This window comes from Pelorhabdus sp. sgz311002 (genome assembly GCF_056134285.1).
In genome coordinates, this window is record NZ_JBWBCL010000001.1 from 663,860 (window position 1) to 681,567 (window position 17,708).

At 41.9% G+C, this 17,708-nt stretch carries 15 protein-coding genes; 1 reads left to right on the forward strand and 14 read right to left on the reverse strand.

The annotated features are described in order from the left end of the window. Positions 1-4 precede the first annotated feature (4 nt). The 8 genes from mutL to AC0NJP_RS03440 all read right to left on the reverse strand — a co-directional run bounded on the left by mutL (position 5) and on the right by AC0NJP_RS03440 (position 11,943). Positions 5-1,888: a DNA mismatch repair endonuclease MutL gene (gene mutL / locus AC0NJP_RS03405; RefSeq protein WP_474698775.1), complete on the reverse strand. Its 1,884-nt coding sequence runs from the start codon at positions 1,886-1,888 to the stop codon at positions 5-7. Then, a complete protein-coding gene (gene mutS / locus AC0NJP_RS03410; protein ID WP_474698776.1) occupies positions 1,889-4,483 on the reverse strand; it encodes a DNA mismatch repair protein MutS in 2,595 nt (864 codons plus the stop codon). It lies immediately after the preceding gene. 12 nt (positions 4,484-4,495) lie between these two features. Continuing rightward, entirely contained in the window at positions 4,496-5,842 is a 1,347-nt protein-coding gene (gene miaB, locus AC0NJP_RS03415) for a tRNA (N6-isopentenyl adenosine(37)-C2)-methylthiotransferase MiaB (RefSeq protein WP_474698777.1), read from the reverse strand. A gap of 96 nt (positions 5,843-5,938) precedes the next feature. Beyond that, positions 5,939-6,862 carry a DMT family transporter gene (locus tag AC0NJP_RS03420; RefSeq protein ID WP_474698778.1) on the reverse strand — a complete coding sequence of 308 codons (924 nt, stop codon included), beginning with the start codon at positions 6,860-6,862 and terminating at the stop codon, positions 5,939-5,941. A 182-nt stretch (positions 6,863-7,044) separates the two neighbouring features. Then, a complete protein-coding gene (locus AC0NJP_RS03425; RefSeq protein WP_474698846.1) occupies positions 7,045-8,220 on the reverse strand; it encodes an MFS transporter in 1,176 nt (391 codons plus the stop codon). 40 nt (positions 8,221-8,260) lie between these two features. Then, positions 8,261-9,445, reverse strand: a complete 1,185-nt coding sequence (locus AC0NJP_RS03430) for a CaiB/BaiF CoA transferase family protein (protein ID WP_474038614.1) — start codon at positions 9,443-9,445, stop codon at positions 8,261-8,263. Positions 9,446-9,605: 160 nt separating this feature from the next. After that, positions 9,606-10,346 carry a LytR/AlgR family response regulator transcription factor gene (locus AC0NJP_RS03435; RefSeq protein WP_474038615.1) on the reverse strand — a complete coding sequence of 247 codons (741 nt, stop codon included), beginning with the start codon at positions 10,344-10,346 and terminating at the stop codon, positions 9,606-9,608. Continuing rightward, entirely contained in the window at positions 10,315-11,943 is a 1,629-nt protein-coding gene (locus AC0NJP_RS03440; RefSeq protein WP_474038616.1) for a LytS/YhcK type 5TM receptor domain-containing protein, read from the reverse strand. Before AC0NJP_RS03440 ends, AC0NJP_RS03435 begins: the two co-directional genes overlap by 32 nt. 150 nt (positions 11,944-12,093) lie before the next feature. On the opposite strand from AC0NJP_RS03440, the gene AC0NJP_RS03445 reads away from it, so the two are divergent. After that, the gene (locus AC0NJP_RS03445) at positions 12,094-13,029 is read left to right on the forward strand and encodes an AEC family transporter (RefSeq protein ID WP_474038617.1); all 936 of its coding nucleotides are present in this window, start codon (positions 12,094-12,096) and stop codon (positions 13,027-13,029) included. 3 nt (positions 13,030-13,032) lie between these two features. On the opposite strand, the gene AC0NJP_RS03450 is transcribed toward AC0NJP_RS03445, so the two are convergent. The 6 genes from AC0NJP_RS03450 to AC0NJP_RS03475 form a co-directional block, all read right to left on the reverse strand. After that, positions 13,033-13,383 (reverse strand): DUF3870 domain-containing protein, encoded by a 351-nt coding sequence (locus AC0NJP_RS03450; RefSeq protein ID WP_474038618.1) that lies wholly within the window; start codon positions 13,381-13,383, stop codon positions 13,033-13,035. A gap of 18 nt (positions 13,384-13,401) precedes the next feature. Further along, positions 13,402-14,226 (reverse strand): Asp23/Gls24 family envelope stress response protein, encoded by an 825-nt coding sequence (locus AC0NJP_RS03455; protein ID WP_474698779.1) that lies wholly within the window; start codon positions 14,224-14,226, stop codon positions 13,402-13,404. Positions 14,227-14,352: 126 nt separating this feature from the next. Then, positions 14,353-15,198 (reverse strand): PHP domain-containing protein, encoded by an 846-nt coding sequence (locus AC0NJP_RS03460; protein WP_474698780.1) that lies wholly within the window; start codon positions 15,196-15,198, stop codon positions 14,353-14,355. Beyond that, positions 15,191-16,675, reverse strand: coding sequence for a leucyl aminopeptidase (locus tag AC0NJP_RS03465; protein WP_474698781.1), 1,485 nt, complete (start codon positions 16,673-16,675; stop codon positions 15,191-15,193). The genes AC0NJP_RS03460 and AC0NJP_RS03465 overlap by 8 nt, the downstream gene beginning before the upstream one ends. Before the next feature lie 88 nt (positions 16,676-16,763). Next, positions 16,764-17,024, reverse strand: coding sequence for a stage V sporulation protein SpoVS (gene spoVS, locus AC0NJP_RS03470; protein ID WP_474038622.1), 261 nt, complete (start codon positions 17,022-17,024; stop codon positions 16,764-16,766). A 101-nt stretch (positions 17,025-17,125) separates the two neighbouring features. Next, a complete protein-coding gene (locus tag AC0NJP_RS03475) occupies positions 17,126-17,644 on the reverse strand; it encodes a hypothetical protein (RefSeq protein ID WP_474698782.1) in 519 nt (172 codons plus the stop codon). Positions 17,645-17,708 lie beyond the last annotated feature (64 nt).

Sequence of the window (17,708 nt, forward strand, 5' to 3'; positions counted from 1 at the left end):
ATCTTTAGGTTCGTTTGAAAAAACGACTTAGATCCTGTGGGGTAAAACGAATCATAGCGGGACGTCCGTGAGGACAGGCATAAGGCAGCTGTGTCTGTACAAGCGAGCCGATGAGAGCCTGCATTTGGCGCATATTGAGTCGTTCGCCAGCCCGAATGGCGCCATGACAAGCGGCAAGCTGCAAGCAGGAATGACGCAATGCTTGCGGTGTGGGCCTTGTATCACTTTCTAACAGCTGTAAAATATCGCGAATATAAGCCTCGGCATAAGCCGAATGAATATCAGCCGGAACTTCTAAGAGACGAATTGTGGCAGGGCCCGCCGCTTCCAGGGAAAATCCAAGTTCATAAAAAAGTCCTTGATAATCAAGAATCAAGTCGGCTTCTACTTCCTGCACATCCAATAATTGCGGCACAAGCAGTTGTTGACTAGGAATCCGATCGGCAGCACTGCTCATTTTATCATAAAGAATGCGTTCATGCGCTGCATGCTGATCAATAATATACAGCCCATCATTGCCTTGGGCAATAATATAGCAGTTATCTACTTGTCCTAGTGGATAGAGTTCACCGGAAAAATCACTGCCTTCAGCCGCCGGGGGCGAATCAGCAACCGCTGCCGTCTGTGAAGCACGGTCTGCCTCCCTAGCAACTGCTCCGATAGCCGCTGTTTCCTGCGAAAAGGAATCCTGCTCTTGCAGCGCCTGCCGCGCTTCGGCAAAGGAAACAGCAGCGGGGGCATCATGATAGGGCTGCCAATTCTCGCCAAAGCTTTCGCGAACTTCACTCCTGTGAGGAATAGCAGCAATATTTTCAAAGGAAATTTGTTGGATTTTTTCCGTGCTGTGCTGTGACATTTCTGGCGCACTGGCTGCGGACGCTATGAGCGAGCCTGGATTCAATAAAACTGATTTTACGGCACGATATACTGCCTGATAAATCAACTGATCATTGCTAAATTTAATTTCCGCTTTTTGCGGATGTACATTAACATCCACTGTTTCTGGTGAAATTTTCAAAGATAAAACAGCTAGCGGATAGCCTGATTTCGGCAAAAGTGAGTGATAGGCATTGTCAAGTGCTTTAGCCATCATCCGATTTTGAATGACTCGCTCATTAACAATGAAGGTTTGCCACGACCGCGTTCCTTTGATGAGATTTGGTTTCGCTACAATCCCGGTAATTTCAATCCCTTCATAAGCAAAATCCACTGTCAAAATATCAGGAACAATCTTATGACCATAAAGACTCGCTGCCGCATCAGACAGTTTGCCTGTTCCCGGCGTTGATAAAACAAGTCGCTGTTGATTAATCAGCTTAAACGACACCTGCGGATGGGACAATGCAAGTTTGCCGACAATATCATGAATCTGCGAGCTTTCTGTTGCTACGGTCTTTAAAAATTTACGTCTGGCCGGCGTGTTAAAAAATAAATCTTTTATTATGACTGAGGTGCCGACAGAGGTTCCCGCTTCGATGACGTCAAGCAGCTGTCCACCAGAAATCTCAACTTTTGTGCCGAGTTCATCGCCAGGTCGTCTGGTGAGCAGCGTAAAATTAGAAACCGCGGCAATACTCGGTAAAGCTTCGCCGCGAAAACCGAGTGATGTAAGCTGCGATAGATCATCAGCAGAACGAATTTTACTTGTAGCATGACGTAAAATAGCGAGACGGGCGTTTTCTTGGCTCATCCCTCGCCCATTGTCGGTAATACGGATGAATTCCGTGCCGCCTGCTTTAATTTCTACTTCAATGATGGTACTTTGGGCGTCAAGGGAGTTTTCGATCAACTCTTTGACAATCGAAGCCGGTCGTTCCACCACTTCTCCTGCCGCAATTTTATTGGCTGTATTTTCATCGAGAATCCGTACAACCGTTTCTTCCTGCATTTAGCGCCCCACCTCCTCCTTGGCCTGATTCTGTAGCTGATATAAGCGGTTTAAGGCTTCGATCGGCGTAAGGGACATGACATCAACAGCCAAAAGCTCTTCTATCACAGCTTGCGAAAAAAGATCTAAGACAGGCGCCGCTGCCTCTTTTATTTTCTTTGGCGGTTCTTCGGCGACAAAAGCCATTTCTGGTCGGCACTGTTCAATATCATTTAAAATCTCCTCAGCACGCGCAATCAGCTTTTTAGGCAATCCGGCTAGCTGAGCTACATGAATCCCATAACTCTTATCAGCGCCGCCAGCAATAATGCGCCGTAGAAAAATAACATCTTTTCCCCGCTCTTTTACAGCAATGGAATAATTCTTTAGTCGCGGCGACGCTTCCGCTAGTCTAGTCAGCTCATGATAATGCGTAGCAAATAGCGTAAAGGCTTGGATCTTTTCTTCCATGAATTCAATCACGGAACGAGCAATACTCATACCATCATAAGTGCTTGTCCCCCGACCAATTTCATCAAGAATCACTAAACTGTTCTTCGTAGCATGGCTTAAAATATGAGCCACTTCACTCATTTCAACCATAAAAGTACTTTGGCCTGTAGCTAAATCATCACTCGCACCGACACGAGTGAAAATACGGTCAACAGGATAAATTTGCGCCGATGCCGCCGGTATAAAACTACCCGCTTGAGCCATAAGAGTAAGCAACGCTACTTGCCGCATATAAGTTGATTTCCCAGCCATATTGGGCCCTGTTAAGATAATCATTTCATGATCACGGTGGTTCAGCTTAGTATCATTAGGAACAAACATTTCCCCGCGTAATAACCGTTCAACAACAGGATGTCGTCCATCTTGAATGACAATTTGCTTTTCTTTCGATAAAGCTGGTCTTATATATTGATAACGCTGCGCCGCTTCAGCAAAGCTAGCCAGGGTATCACAGGCGGCAATCAGTCTGGCTGAAAGCTGCATAGCCGGAATATACGCTTTAATTTGTTCACGGATTTCGCAAAAAAGCTCATACTCAATCTGCACAATCTTTTCTTGCGCCCCGAGAACTTTTGATTCGTATTCCTTCAGCTCAGGCGTAATATAGCGCTCGGCATTTGCCAAAGTCTGCTTGCGCATATACGTAGGTGGTACAAGTCCCGACTGGGCGCGGCTTACTTCAATATAGTAACCAAAAACTTTATTATAGCCAATTTTTAAGGTTTTGATTCCAGTGACTTCTTTTTCTCTTGTTTCAACATCTTGAATCCACTGACGATTATCTTTTGCCAAAAGACGCAACGCATCAAGTTCTTCATGATAGCCGCTTCGTATCATCGCACCTTCCCGTACGGAAAACGGCGGCTCATCGACAATAGCCGCTGCCAGCAGCGCCGCCAGCGATTCGTGCAGATCCAGCTGTTCATAAATTTGAATAAGCAGCGACGACCTCGTACGAGCCAATAAATTTTTCAAGTCAGGCAATGCCGCCAAAGAGGCGCCAAGAGCCTTTAAGTCCCTCGCATTGGCTGTGCCGACCTCAATCCGTGTCAAAATTCTTTCAAAATCGTAAATATTTTGCAACGCTTCACGCAGTTCTAGCCGTAAAGCCGCTTCTTCGATGAATTCGGCTACCGCATCTTGCCGTTCCATAATTTTTTCTCGTTGCACCAGGGGATATTCGAGCCAACGTTTTAATAGACGCCCGCCCATAGCCGTCTGCGTGAAATCAAGGACGGAAAGCAACGTGCCTTTTTTTCCGCCTTCTTTCATATTGCGCGTAATTTCTAGATTGCGTAACGTCGAGGCGTCAAGAATTAAATGAGCCGATAATTCATATTGTGTCAGACGATTTACATGGGAACAATCATTTTTCAGCGTGTGATGCAAATAAGCTAGTAAATATTCTACCGCCTCGAGTGCCGTTCGATCAGCCGGGTGTTCTTCTACGGTAAAATGCTGCGTAACAAAAGGACAGCCTGTCGTATCAGCAGCTTGAAAGGACGATGCCGTGCAACCTGTCAGACGATCTTGCATAAAAGCTCGTACTTGCTTCTCTTCTAACAAAGAACTGGCGAAAATAATTTCTGAAGGCATTAGACGATAGAGAAAGTCAAAACAGGCAGAATAACGATCATCACTATCGAAGGCCGCCCAGAAACACTCCCCTGTTGATATATCAGCAGCGGCTAAGGCGAGTGTCAAGTCTTTTTCGTAAAGTACAGCCAAATAGTTATTATTTAAGTCACTCAGCAAACTTTCCTGCGTCAATGTACCTGCTGTAATAATTTTAGTAACTTCCCGACGAACAATGCCTTTCGCTGCTTTGGGATCCTCCACTTGCTCGCAAATAGCAACTTTATATCCCTTGGCAATTAATTTAGCAATATAATTATCCGCAGCATGGTAAGGAACGCCGCACATGGGAATGCGATTACCGCCTCCGCCATCGCGGCCTGTAAGGGTAATTTCCAGTTCTCTCGAAGCCACTTTCGCATCATCAAAAAACATTTCATAAAAATCGCCAAGGCGAAAAAAAAGAATCTCTTCCTTATGTTGCTCCTTGACGGCAAGATATTGTTCAAGCATTGGTGTATAAGCCATAATGTGTCTCCTCTACTTACTTAGAGAATCAATGCGGGTTCCTTTAAGTACCCAAGTTTGCGCTTTATCAATTTTTACGGAAATAAAATCGCCAGCTTGTTCCGTAGCGCCCTTATCCCAAAGAACAATTTTATTCGTTCTCGTACGTCCTGTATACACAGTTGGATCATTTTTACTAGGACCTTCCACAAGTACTTCGACGACTTCGCCTTCTAGCTTTCGATTCAAAGTGAGACTGACCTCATTTTGTACTTCCATCAGGCGGTTTAGTCTATCTTTTTTTACATCTAATGTCACTTGTTCATCAAAGGTAGCTGCTGGCGTTCCCGAACGTTTCGAGTACAAGAATGTATAAGCCGCATCAAATTGAATTTCCTTAATAAATTCTAAGGTTTCTAAAAACAGTTCTTCCGTTTCGCCAGGAAAACCTACAATTAAATCGGTCGTAAGACTCGCGTGAGGAATCTTATGGCGAATTGTTTCTACAATCTTGCGATAGGTGTCGCGCGTATACCCTCGATTCATGCGACGCATAATTTCATTGCTGCCAGACTGAATGGGCAAATGAAAATGCTCGCAAAGAGTTTTGCCTGATGCAATCGCTTCAATAACCTTTTCGTTCATGTCGCGAGGATGTGATGTCATATAACGAACTCTTGGAACAGAGCCGGCCTGATCCACCGCGGTAAGCAGATCCGCAAAGTCAAAGCCAAAATCAGCATCTTTTCCATAGGAATTTACGTTTTGCCCCAGCAGCATAATTTCTTTAAAGCCATCACGACCCAAATCGGCAATTTCAGCTAGAATATCTTCCGGTCGGCGACTACGTTCCCGTCCACGCACATAAGGGACAATGCAATAGGTGCAAAAATTATTGCAACCGTACATAATAGGTACCCAGGCGTTTAGCTGGCCATGACGTACCGCTGGCCCTTCTTCCCCAAAGGCTGGCGATTGCTCCCAAACGGCTACAATTTTTTCTCTGGTTGTTTCGATTTTTTCGATCGCTGCAACAAGCTGGTCAGCGCTATTTGTTCCTAAGACAAGATCAACATGAGGCGCTTTTTTTAACAGTTTTTCTCGATCCTTTTGGGCCATGCAGCCAGCAATTGCTAGAATCAAATTAGGATTTAACGCCTTAAGGCGTTTAAACTCCCCAATTTTTCCGTAGATTTTCTTTTCGGCGCTTTCTCTAACACAACAAGTATTTATCAAAATTAAATCAGCCTGCTCCTGCGAATCCGTTGCTTCATAGCCAGCTTGGCGCAACTGTCCTTCTAATTTTTCCGAATCCGCTTGATTCATCTGACAGCCATATGTATAAATGAGACTATATTTTGTCCCGGTCTGTTGATCCATGTTTATCCCTCAATTTCCTTCGTTTTATACTAAAAAACTAAACTATCACCTTATTATATATCAAGCTCTGCCGACAAAACAAGTTGCGAAGAATGATCATACGTCAGAACTGCGGCAAACTTTTAACTTGCTTTGCGCTTTCCTTGTTCTGGGAAAACGCCCAGTAGTCAAATAAACACCGCTGAACACAAGTAAACCACCAAGCCCTTGCCATACAGACAAGCTTTCGCCAAGGGAAAAACCAATCAGTGCCGTAAAGACAGGTATTAAATTTAAAAAGATACCTGCCCGACTTGCACCAATTGCTAGCACGGCCTGATTCCAAAACACGAAAGAGCATACAGAGGGAAACAGTACCATATATCCAATGCCAAGGAAAGTCACTGGCTGAAGTTGCTGCCAGTGGGGAAAATCGCTTAATGCCAAAGGAGCCATAAGTACAACAGCAAAAGTGGTTGATAGAGCCGTTGCCGTTATAGGCCCACTTTGCAAGTATTTTGCCAAAAAAGAATAAACAGTCCAAACAAGAACGGCTCCAAACATGAGCAAATCACCTTGATTGAACGTAAGCGAGAATAATCTTTCCCATTGACCGTTCAAGAGTACGCTGACTACACCACATAAAGATAGGAGGAACCCTAAAAATTGCCACAAAGAAAAACGTTCCCGGTATAAAACAATCGAAGCAGCTACTAACACAGCAGGGTTTAACGATGCTACTAGCGATGCATTTGTCGGCGTCGTATAAGATAAAGCGGAATAAAGAATCAAATTATAAAAGATAACACCGAACAATCCCATAGCTACGAGCAACGGCCATTGTCTTAAGGCTTTTCGCCAATTAGGCTGTTCCAAATACCCGGCTAAAGGAAATAAAAACAATAACGCCAAAAGCCAGCGAAGAAAGGTAATCCATAACGGTGATAAATCAGCTATAACCACTTTGCCAAAAACAAAATTACCGGCCCAAAGAAAATTACAGATAACCAGCATAATAAGTACGCGATAAGACTGCAGCAAGCGTAATCACTCCACTCTAAAGAGACTTTTTATTAATAAATAGAAAGATGTTATTTTTATTTATTATACTCTATCAAGTCAAGCTTCTTAAATGAAAGGATTGGCATAAAAAAACAATCTTACCGTAATGGCAAGATTGTTTTCTCAATGATATTTTAAAATGATATTTTCATAGGAGTTAATTATTTTTTAGCAATGCTTACTAACCCTAATGAACCAATACTAGCTAGAGCAGCAACACCGCCTAACAGGTAGAAAGCGGAAAGAAACGTTCCTGAGCTGTCAACAAGCGATCCCATAACCGGCGGCAAAATCATAACAGCAGCAGCGCCCCAGGTATTTACAAAGCCCATTGATACGCCAGGATTTGTCGGGAAAGAACCAGCGGCTTGCGCAAAAATAGGTCCAAATGGAAGAGCAGCCATAATACCAGTTAGCAGTATCGCCAATACAGCGACTGTAATACTATCAACCATGCCGACCCAAATAAAGCCAACAGCAAGTCCTACATGGGATAGGCATAGCAGTTGTTTCGCTGTAAGCCATTTACGATCTAAAATCAATCCGCCAACAGGACGGCCTAAAATCCCAATTAGTAATACAAGCGCGCCAATCATTCCGGCGGTTTTGGGATCCAGATGAATATTTTTCTGCAATACCATGTTAATCCAGACACTGCAAGAAGTAACCGTTCCGAAAGAACCAACCTGAGTCAGCGCTAACAGCCATACATTGCGGTTGCCAAGTAACTCGCCCCAGTTAATTTTCTTCGGTTGTATTGTAATTGGTGTCCCGGGAGCCAAGAGAACCCATAAAACAGCAAGGACAGCAGCCATAGTACCTGTTAAGAAGAAAATGCCCTGCCAAGCAAGCAGTCCTAAGAGTCTAGGAATGACATAAATGACAAAACCTGCTCCAAGTAAAATCGAACCGCCATACACACCTTGCGCTAAAGCAATTTCCTTACCGGCAAAAAAGGTTGGAACATAACGCAGACCAGCTTGAATCGCGGAACCAGTACCAATGCCAGTAATAAATTTAAATAAAAGAATCTGTTCATAACTGCTAGCCATACCTGTTAAGATATTGCCAATCGCAATTACAACAAGACCAAAGGTTCCTACCCGTTTTGCGCCGAACTTATCGGACATGGCGCCACCAGGCATCTGCAACAATGAATGAGTAAAAAACACCGCAGTGGTAAACAGTCCGGCCGCCCCTAAGGTAATACCGAGAAGCTGCACTAAGGTTGGAATGAGTGGTCCATGATTTGTATAGTTACAAGATAAAACAAAGCCTAGTAGGGTCGCCCAGAACAGTGCTGACCATCGTTGTTTCCAAAAATCCTCCTGTTGCATCAAGAGAATCAACTCCTTGTTTTCGAATAGACTTTACTGATTAGAGAACGCCCTGTTCCTTGAGAGCTGCTACTTCTTTTGCTGACAAGTTCAGCCATTCAGCTAAAATTTCTTCGGTATGCTGTCCCAATAGTGGTGCCGGAATTTCTACTGAACCAGGAGTTTCTGACAATTTAATCGGAAGGCCTGGCATTTTCAGACTACCAGCAATAGGATGTTCTACTTCTACGATCATTTCACGAGCCGCAATTTGTGGATCTTTCAATACGCGATCTACCGTATTGATTGGACCGCAAGGAATACCGGCTTCATCAATCACAGCCAACCATTCGTCAACTGTTTTATCAGGAAATATCGTATCAAGAATTGCTTTTAAGGCTTTTTGATTTTTCGTACGCTGTGAATTTGATACAAAGCGTTCATCTTCGATTAATTCCACTTTACCAATCAAATTGCAGAATTTCGACCAGAGACGATCATTGCCAACAGCAATGATTACATAGCCGTCTTTTGCTTTAAATGCTTCAAAAGGCGTAATGGAAGGATGACGATTGCCGATTGGGCCGGGAGCAATGCCTGATGTTACATAACGGGCGATGGCGTTTTCCAAAATAGCTACTTGGCAATCGAGCATAGCAACATCGACCTTTTGACCAACACCGTTAATAGCGCGATGATAAAGAGCCGTCAAAGTTCCAATCACGGCAAAAAGACCGGCAGTAACATCGCCAACAGAAGCGCCTACCCGAGTAGGTTCGCCATTTTCCTGGCCAGTAATGCTCATAATACCGCCCATGCCCTGCACAATAACGTCATAAGCTGGTTTTTTGCTATAAGGTCCCGTATGACCAAAACCGGAACAAGCTGTATAAATAATTTTAGGATTAATTTCTTTTAAAACATCATAGCCAAGACCAAATTTTTCCATGGTACCAGGACGATAGTTTTCCAAAACAACATCGGCCTTTTTGACCATTTCTTTAAAAATTTCTTTTGCTTTTTCTTCTTTCAGATTTAAAGTCATGGAGCGTTTGCCACGATTCAAGCTCATAAAATAAGCACTTTCTTTACCAACAAACGGACCGAAAGCACGCGAATCATCACCTGTATTCGGCGTTTCAATTTTAATAATGTCAGCGCCAAAATCAGCCATCATCATCGATGCATAAGGACCAGCCAGTACACGTGTTAAATCTAATACTTTTACATTTTCAAGTGGTTTCAATGAAAACTCCCCCATTCTATATTAATCCTGATAAAGCCTGAAAATTAAAGAGTTCATGGCTTTGTCTGAATTATATCAAAACTATTTTATGATAAAAGCGCTTTACGCATGAAATACCAAAAATCATGCGCAAGAGTTCATTTTTCACTACTAACATGCATTATAAAATACCCATAATTTGATTGAACTGTTTAATATAATGTCTCGCCACAGGAATATTTGTTTCCTTGCAGTCCTCTAAAGCTAGTACATAGGTATTATTAAACCAAGGAATAATCTCTTCTATTTTATCAAGATTGACTAAATAACTTTTATGGGTGCGAAAAAAGCGCTGCGGCTCCAAAATTTCAGCTAACTCTTTTAATGTCGACTTTGTATAATAGATTCCCTGCTCTGTATACAGCATCGTTTGGCGTTTTTCATCAGAACGAGCAAAGAGAATTTTAGCTGGGCGCAGCACTACGATACGATCCGAAGACCATACGCAGATATTCCCTGATTTTAAAACAGCAGTTTCTGTTTTATTATCCATAAAATTTTTAAACTTTTTCAGTTTTTGTACTGTCGCTTCCACTCGCTCTAGCGAGTAGGGCTTTAAAATATAATCAACCGCATTCAACTCAAAGGCTTTTACGGCAAATTCGCTAAAACCAGTGCAAAAGACAATTTGCGGTGGATTTGGCAAGTCTAGCACTTCTCCCGCTGTGACAAGACCATCTTGGGAACGCATCTGAATGTCCAAAAAAATAACATCCGGCGAAGTTGCTTCGATTATCGGTTTTACTTCTTCGCCATCATCACATTCTTTCACAATTTCAATACCGTCAATTTTACCTAAAATATATTTCAACTCTTCTCTTGCCGGAAGTTCATCGTCCACAATAATCGCTTTTAGTTGCATTTTCTATACCACCTTTTAAAGGAAAAGGAATACAAACTCTTGTTCCTTCGCCAATTTCACTCGTAATGATCACACCGTAATCTAAACCATAAATTGCCTGCAGCCTTTGGTGCACATTGGAAAGGCCAATACTTTTTCGATTCGGGTCACTTTTTAGACTTGCATCAATCAGCTCCCCGCTCATACCAACGCCGTTATCTTCAACAATCACCCACTGCTGTTCGCCATGTATTTCATAACGTAAAGTAATAGTTCCCCCTTTCCGTTTTGGATAGAGCCCATGACGAATGGCATTTTCGACAATCGGTTGCAATATTAAAGGAGGCACAGAAAGTCGAAGATCTGTCGGTAAGTCACAATACACATTCAATTTTCCTTGAAAACGAGCTGCTTCAATCTTAATATAAGCCTCTACATGCTGCAGCTCTGTTTGAATATCAACAAAGTGGTCCAAATGAGTCAAATTATTCCGATAAAATTCCCCTAAGCTAAGTAATAAACTGCGTGCTTCTTCGGGCTCTTTACGACAATAATAAGCAATCGTATTTAAGGCATTAAATAAAAAGTGAGGATTAATTTGCGCTTGCAGCGCTTTAATTTCCGCTTGAGCACGTAATGCGGCCTGTTGCTCCCCATTGCTTAATTCAATTTGCGTAGAAATAAGCTGTCCTAAGCCCTTTATAAGCTCTGTTTCAAAGGGAGTACTGCTATTCGGAACTTCTTTGTAAAAAATGAGTTCGCCAATTTCTTTTTCTTGATTTTTTAGAGTAGATGAAATACTGGTACCATAGGCTGTCTCCGGCGTTTGCCTTGGGTTTTTAGCAACAAACGCTAACAACTCCTCTTGCGAACGGATCGCTACAGCATCAAGATTTTTCACTTGCTTCATAATAGTCTGGACCGTAACAGCTGCTGATGTTTCAGTTAGGCCTTTCCTAAGAAAATGAAGCGTCTCTTCAGCTATTTTTAAGGCGACAAAAGCAGCGTTTCCCTCAATATGAGCTTGTTCTGCCCGAATACTGTCAAGCATTGCCATAAAGGTGGCAATTCCCAAAGGATTGATAAAGAGCATATAGGGCGCTATTGTCATGACAAACACAGCCGACCTTTCGAAAGGCGGTGACAAAAGCAATAGAAGCATATGAATCGTTTCTAAACAAAATCCCACGAGTAAGGCAGCTGGCCAACGAATGGGCATAGTACGAAACGTAGAAGCCAACAGCCCCGCCAGAAGTCCCTCGATCACTGCCGATATGGCGCTAGTATACATGGTGAGACTATCCAGTCCCAACCGATGGATGCCAGCAATAAGACCGGCACCGGTTCCCACCAGCGGACCGCCGATCAGTCCGCCAATAATGACTCCGATCGCTCTGGTATTTGTAATTCCGTCAGGAATATAAAAGCCACTGTACGTCCCGAGAATTCCTAAAAAGCCAAAAAAAAGAATCTGGGGAATTTTTTCAGTAATTGTTGTTTTCTCTAGTAAAATGGAAAAACGGAATAATTTTGTTCGTGTCAATAAAAAAACAAGACCCAAAATAAAGGCCACGCCTGTTACTAAGTGACTAAAACTATAATCAATACTTTCTGGCATAAAAATCCTCCGCTAGACGCAATAAAAAAGATGTACTGATAGTAAGTACACCAAAAATAGCTTCATTGACAATTTAAGGAACAGTGCCTACAATCAAAGAGAAAAGAATGAAGAGATTTGCGGAAAAATTCAAATCAGGATGTGGTACTTATGGTCTTTATTCAAGCTCTAGAAGGTATATTCACTATTATCGCAATCGTAATAATTGGCTACTACTTAACAAAAAAGGGCTGGTTTCCGGAAGAAACCAGTAAAGTTTTTCCAAAGCTAGTAAATTTTATTGCCTTACCAGCTTACATGCTATGGAATTTAGCAACAGCCTTTAATCAAGAAAAACTTCTTGCTGTAATTTACGGGATTGCTGTTCCTTTTCTTTCCATGCTGCTTTGCTGTATTCTCAGCATTGTTGTTTCTTATTTATTAAAAGTTCCGCCAAAGCGCCGCGGTGTCTTTCGCGCCGTATTTTTTTGTTCCAATTCCGTTTTCATAGGAATTCCGGTCAACTTAGCGCTGTTTGGTGATACGAGTATTCCCTTTGTACTATTGTATTTTATTGTAAATGCGCTCTTTTTCTGGACAGTTGGTAATTATTTTATTGGCAAAGACGGCGCCATGGCTGAAGTCCGTCTCTTTAGCCTACAAAGTCTTAAAAATATATTTTCACCGCCGCTCCTTGGCGCCCTTGCCGGAGTTGCTATTATAGTAAGCAACATATCGCTGCCCCACTTTGTCGTCAATACCACAAAATATCTTGGTGGCATGACAACGCCTTTATCTCTTTTGTTTATCGGCATTGTCATGAGTAGAATAAAGCGCAGTGACTTGCGTTTCGATCGAGATGTAGTAGCTATTTTAATCGGCCGTTTTCTCATTTCTCCGCTTACCGTTCTATGTATTACTCACTTTATTGCCATACCGGAATTAATGAAAAAAGTATTTGTAATTCAGGCTGCTTTACCAGCGATGACGCAAGTCACTATTATCTCTAAATTTTACGAGGCCGATTCAGAATATGCGGCTATTTTAACAGCCATTACTACACTCGCTGCAGCCATTGTTATTCCTTGTTATATGATGATTTTATAAAAATTAATCAAGCAGGCTAGGAATACTGCCTTCTTGAAAGCTACGCAGTTTATCATAAATAATCCGTACTGCCGTAATCAAGGCTTTTTTCGCACTGCCTTGATAGGTTTGATCAATCGTTCTTAAAATTTTATCAGGACCATTTTTAAGGGAACTGCCCACTAAAATCTGAGCCACATGTTTACGGGCTAGAGCCGTAGCTAAAGTACAATCAGCTTCCACAATAACTCCCGTATCTACATTAATTGTTACAATAATACCGACAACCTTATACATTTCACTTGCTGTAATTCCTGTAGGTAGCTTAGCATAGCCGGAAAATAAAATCACTTGCTGGGCAGTTTTTTTCTCCATATCCGTTCCCCCTAATGATTAATCAATACTTAAACGTTTTACGTCTACATTGATTTCTTCTACATTCATGCCTGTCATAAATTCAACCATATCTTTCATTTTATACTGCGCTGCCTTTACTACGGAATGAATTGAACAACCATACTGTAATACCATATCCACTGTAATGGAAAGACCTCTTTCCCGATCATGGGAATTTTTAATTTGAATTTGCCCAGTGCGAGTGACACCGTCTTGTTCACTAGCTACTTGCTGCACAATACTGGCAATCGCCGCATCGGAAATCAACAATTTTCCATAATAGCTGAAAGTGGGGCGAATAATTGATTTTTCTCCTAACTTATGCCGTTTTGATCGGGATTTTCTAAAAAAGATTTCTAATGGATCAATTAGATAGCCAGAAAAATGTGGTTTCAATTCAATCGTTGGAACAGGTATAATATGTTTTCCGTCGCGAATCCGACTTTCTCTGGCTTTAGCCATTTCAGCAGCTGTTGCAATCTCATCAATTTGGATATATTGCTCGACTTCCGGCAAGGCAAGAACATGGACAATTTTCTTAACCATGTTCTTAGAAGTTCCTAAAATTAGGATTTTTTCACAATTAGCTGTCTTTATTGCATCTCTTACTTCTTTGGCATGTTGCTCGTCCATAAAAATAGCGCGACGAACTGCCTGTATTTTACTCGCTTCCCGCTTCGCCGAATGACCCGCTAAAATTTTGCTACCTTTAATCAACAGTCCATCATCAATAATGGTATCCGCATGATGCTCGTGAGCCACAATCAAAGCCCGATGACTTTTTCCCGTTCCGCTGGGCCCGACTAAGGCGATCACCTTCATTCAATAGCCTCCTAATGTATAAATTAAAAGAATGGAAAGTTCGAATGACAAGAGGATAAGCGACAGAAACTCTGTCGCTTATTGTTTTATTATTGCTAGATTCTACATAAACCTCAAATTCCCTGTTTACAGGTTTAGGGAATGATTCAGAAAATTGACAGGTAGTTGTTCCGCTAAGGATTCTTCAATCATAAAAATGCCCAATTTTTCGGGAAAACGCCCTGGTATTCCATGAAAATCTGAACCACCTGTTTGCAACAAACCGTATTCTTCGGCAAGCTTTTTATATTTTTTCACATCTTCCGCTCGATGGGTCGGATGATAAACCTCCAAACCGTCAATGCCCGCTTTGATGACCTGTTCCACCAAGGCGTCGTCATAAACCATAGCCGGATGGGCTATAACTGCAATTCCACCGCTTTGATGAATTAAATCAATGGCTTCCTGCGGCGTCATTTTATAGTGAGAAACATAAGCAGGCCCATTAGTATGAAGCACTTTATCAAAGACTTCAGAAATCGTTGAGAAATATTTCTTTTCCAATAAAGCCCTAGCAATATGTGGACGGCCAATTGCCGTACCGTCGCCTGCAATCTCTAATACTCGTTCATAAGAAACAAAGTAACCAAGATCAGAAAGTTTTCTGATCATCTTTTGCGCCCGCACAATACGATCATCTACAAGTAATTTAAGTTGTCTAGTTAGCTCTTCATGAAATAGGTGAATATGATAGCCTAAAATATGAATCTCATGGTTTGGAACATCCGTACTAAATTCAATACCGGGAATCATCTTGACTGAGGATTTTTGCCAAGAAGGCGACTCAATAAGCTGAAGTAGACCATCAATTGTATCATGATCTGTCAAGGCAATAGTGCTAAGGCCAGCGGACTTGGCCGCTGCTAAAATTTCTTGCGGCGAAAACCGTCCGTCTGAAGCCGTAGTATGAATATGTAAGTCTGCTTTACTCATGGCTTAAAGACTCGAACAACTTGACTAATGTAAATACCCCGGCCCCGGTCGCCCCTTTTACTTGATAACCTTGATTTTTTTTGGTTGTTACTACACCAGCAATATCAATATGAATCCAAGGTGTATCGCCAGCAAAATGTTGTAAGAAGCAAGCAGCTGTACTAGCACCGGCTTCCCGTCCGCCGGAATTTTTAATATCAGCTACTTGACTTTTAATCAAGTCCTCATATTCCTTAAACAAAGGCAGTTGCCACATTTTTTCGCCGGTTTCCTCTGAAGCATCTAAAAGTTTTTGACCCCATTCTTGCTTGTTGGTAAATACACCAGCTGCAACAGCTCCCAAAGCTACGACACAAGCCCCCGTCAACGTAGCTACATCAATTAACTTAGTAGCGCCTTTTTCTTTGGCATAAGTAATGGCGTCAGCTAAAATCAGCCGTCCTTCAGCATCAGTATTCACAACTTCAATTGTTTTTCCACTCATAGCAGTAATTATATCACCAGGTCGATAGGCAGAGCCTGAAGGCATATTTTCAGTACAAGGCATAATTGCCATGACATTAATCTTAACTTTCAATTCAGCAAGTGCTTTAATTGTGCCTAATACTGTAGCGGCACCGCCCATATCGTCTTTCATTTCTTCCATGCCACTGCTTGGTTTGAGCGAAAGTCCGCCACTATCAAAGGTAATTCCCTTGCCAATCAGGGCAATACATTCTGAATGATCAGGATTTCCCTTATACTCTAAGACAAGTAGCTTGGGCTTTTCTTCACTTCCCTGCGCTACAGCTAAAAATGCGTTCATTTTCTGCTCTTCCAATTGTTTACGTCCCAAACAATCAAAAACTAGGCCGCATTTTTTTGCTATAGCCTTGGCTTTCGCCTCCATAGCAGAAGGCGTCATAACTGCTGCTGGTTCATTGACAAGCTGCCTTACAAGCTTCACATTTTCGCTGAGAATAAGACCACGCTCTACTATCTGAGAAAAATCTTTCGGCTCTTCGCCGCCGACAAAAGAGCAGGTCTTCACAGTGGTACTTTCTTTTTTAGCCTTATATTGATCAAACGAATAAGAACCTAAAATAAGCCCCTCGACGGCATGGGAAATTACAGTAGCGTCTGTCGTCAAAACATCGTCTAGCAGCAAAACAGTTACCTTTTTAGCCTGTTCCTTTTTTAAAGCTTTTGCTGCAATACCAAATAATTGACGCCATTCATTTGACTTTAAAGCCGTTTCACCGCGACCTAAAAATAAGATTTGTTTTGCTTTAACCATACCGAAAGTATATAAAAAGGTGGCAGTGCCAAAATCCTTTTTGGTGCTATCTTCCTTAAGGAAAGAAAAAAGCTGATCATTCAGTCGGCGATCAGCCTCCGGTAAAAATAAGAAATTCTGATCTATAGCCGCAGGAGGTATAATCACTAACGTATCACAAGGAATCGCTTCAGGATTTATGGTAGTCCATTCAAAATTCATCTTTCTCGCTCCCTTCTCTACTATATTATGCCACAAATATGACTAAAAAAACAACAAACCTGTTCATTCCTGAACAGGTTTGTCTCTTTTAACGAGGTTCTACGATCAATTTAATCGCGGTTCGCTCCTCACCATCAATCAAAATATCAGTAAAGGCAGGGATGCAAATTAAATCTACGCCGTGCGGTGCAACAAATCCTCTGGCAATGGCTACAGCCTTTACCGCTTGATTTAATGCGCCTGCGCCAATCGCCTGCATTTCTGCAGCGCCGCGCTCCCGCAAAACACCAGCCAACGCTCCGGCAACAGAGTTAGGATTAGACTTTGCTGAAACTTTTAAAATTTCCATTATTAAGTACCCTCCTTTAATTCGTCTAAATCAAACAATAACTATAATAGTTACATAAAACTTCGACGGAAGGAAGGTAAATCCTCTAAAAATTGTTATTTTTATTTATTGAAAACCATAACTTTCCCTTCTTCACGAATCCCAAAGAGCTTATGGCCTACTTCCTCTTTTTTCACACTAAGCAGCATATTCTCAATTAACTCTTCTTGAAACCGCAAATCTTCTTCTACTAGCGGCTGATTCGCTTCAACAATTAAAGCTTGACCTAACTCTTGCCGTAAAAAAGCAACAACAAGATCAATTTCGCCCTTACCGAAGGAATAAATATCACGAACTAAAGTGAGAGTAATCAAAGAGGCTACCGTTTTAACAGATAGATTTACCAAAGGCTGCCGAAAACGTTCTAGGCGATAATAAGTATGAAGACTTTGCAATAAAGATTGTTCTAAAGCGGCAAAATCCTCTTGCTCCGGCAAATTATGAAACATAAAAGAAAGCTTTAATGTATGATGATCGGGATCAAAAGTAACTGTGCCAATTTCTGGGTAACGAATTAACAGCGATATTAAAAGATGAACACCGTTACTGACCGACTTTTCACTTTGATTAGTAGAATTCATTGTTTTCACCATCCACGTTATGACATAACAATAAAAGTTCGCTGATAAAGGGGGAAATCCTGCT

Bases quoted from the DNA above. Each gene is read 5' to 3' on its own strand.
- AC0NJP_RS03425 (WP_474698846.1), bottom strand. From the start codon at position 8,220: ATGCAACAGGAGGATTTTTGGAAACAACGATGGTCAGCACTGTTCTGG.
- AC0NJP_RS03460 (WP_474698780.1), bottom strand. From the start codon at position 15,198: ATGAGTAAAGCAGACTTACATATTCATACTACGGCTTCAGACGGACGG.
- AC0NJP_RS03445 (WP_474038617.1), top strand. From the start codon at position 12,094: ATGGTCTTTATTCAAGCTCTAGAAGGTATATTCACTATTATCGCAATC.
- spoVS (WP_474038622.1), bottom strand. From the start codon at position 17,024: ATGGAAATTTTAAAAGTTTCAGCAAAGTCTAATCCTAACTCTGTTGCC.
- mutL (WP_474698775.1), bottom strand. From the start codon at position 1,888: ATGCAGGAAGAAACGGTTGTACGGATTCTCGATGAAAATACAGCCAAT.
- AC0NJP_RS03440 (WP_474038616.1), bottom strand. From the start codon at position 11,943: ATGCCAGAAAGTATTGATTATAGTTTTAGTCACTTAGTAACAGGCGTG.
- miaB (WP_474698777.1), bottom strand. From the start codon at position 5,842: ATGGATCAACAGACCGGGACAAAATATAGTCTCATTTATACATATGGC.
- mutS (WP_474698776.1), bottom strand. From the start codon at position 4,483: ATGGCTTATACACCAATGCTTGAACAATATCTTGCCGTCAAGGAGCAA.
- AC0NJP_RS03475 (WP_474698782.1), bottom strand. From the start codon at position 17,644: ATGAATTCTACTAATCAAAGTGAAAAGTCGGTCAGTAACGGTGTTCAT.
- AC0NJP_RS03450 (WP_474038618.1), bottom strand. From the start codon at position 13,383: ATGGAGAAAAAAACTGCCCAGCAAGTGATTTTATTTTCCGGCTATGCT.
- AC0NJP_RS03455 (WP_474698779.1), bottom strand. From the start codon at position 14,226: ATGAAGGTGATCGCCTTAGTCGGGCCCAGCGGAACGGGAAAAAGTCAT.
- AC0NJP_RS03435 (WP_474038615.1), bottom strand. From the start codon at position 10,346: ATGCAACTAAAAGCGATTATTGTGGACGATGAACTTCCGGCAAGAGAA.
- AC0NJP_RS03465 (WP_474698781.1), bottom strand. From the start codon at position 16,675: ATGAATTTTGAATGGACTACCATAAATCCTGAAGCGATTCCTTGTGAT.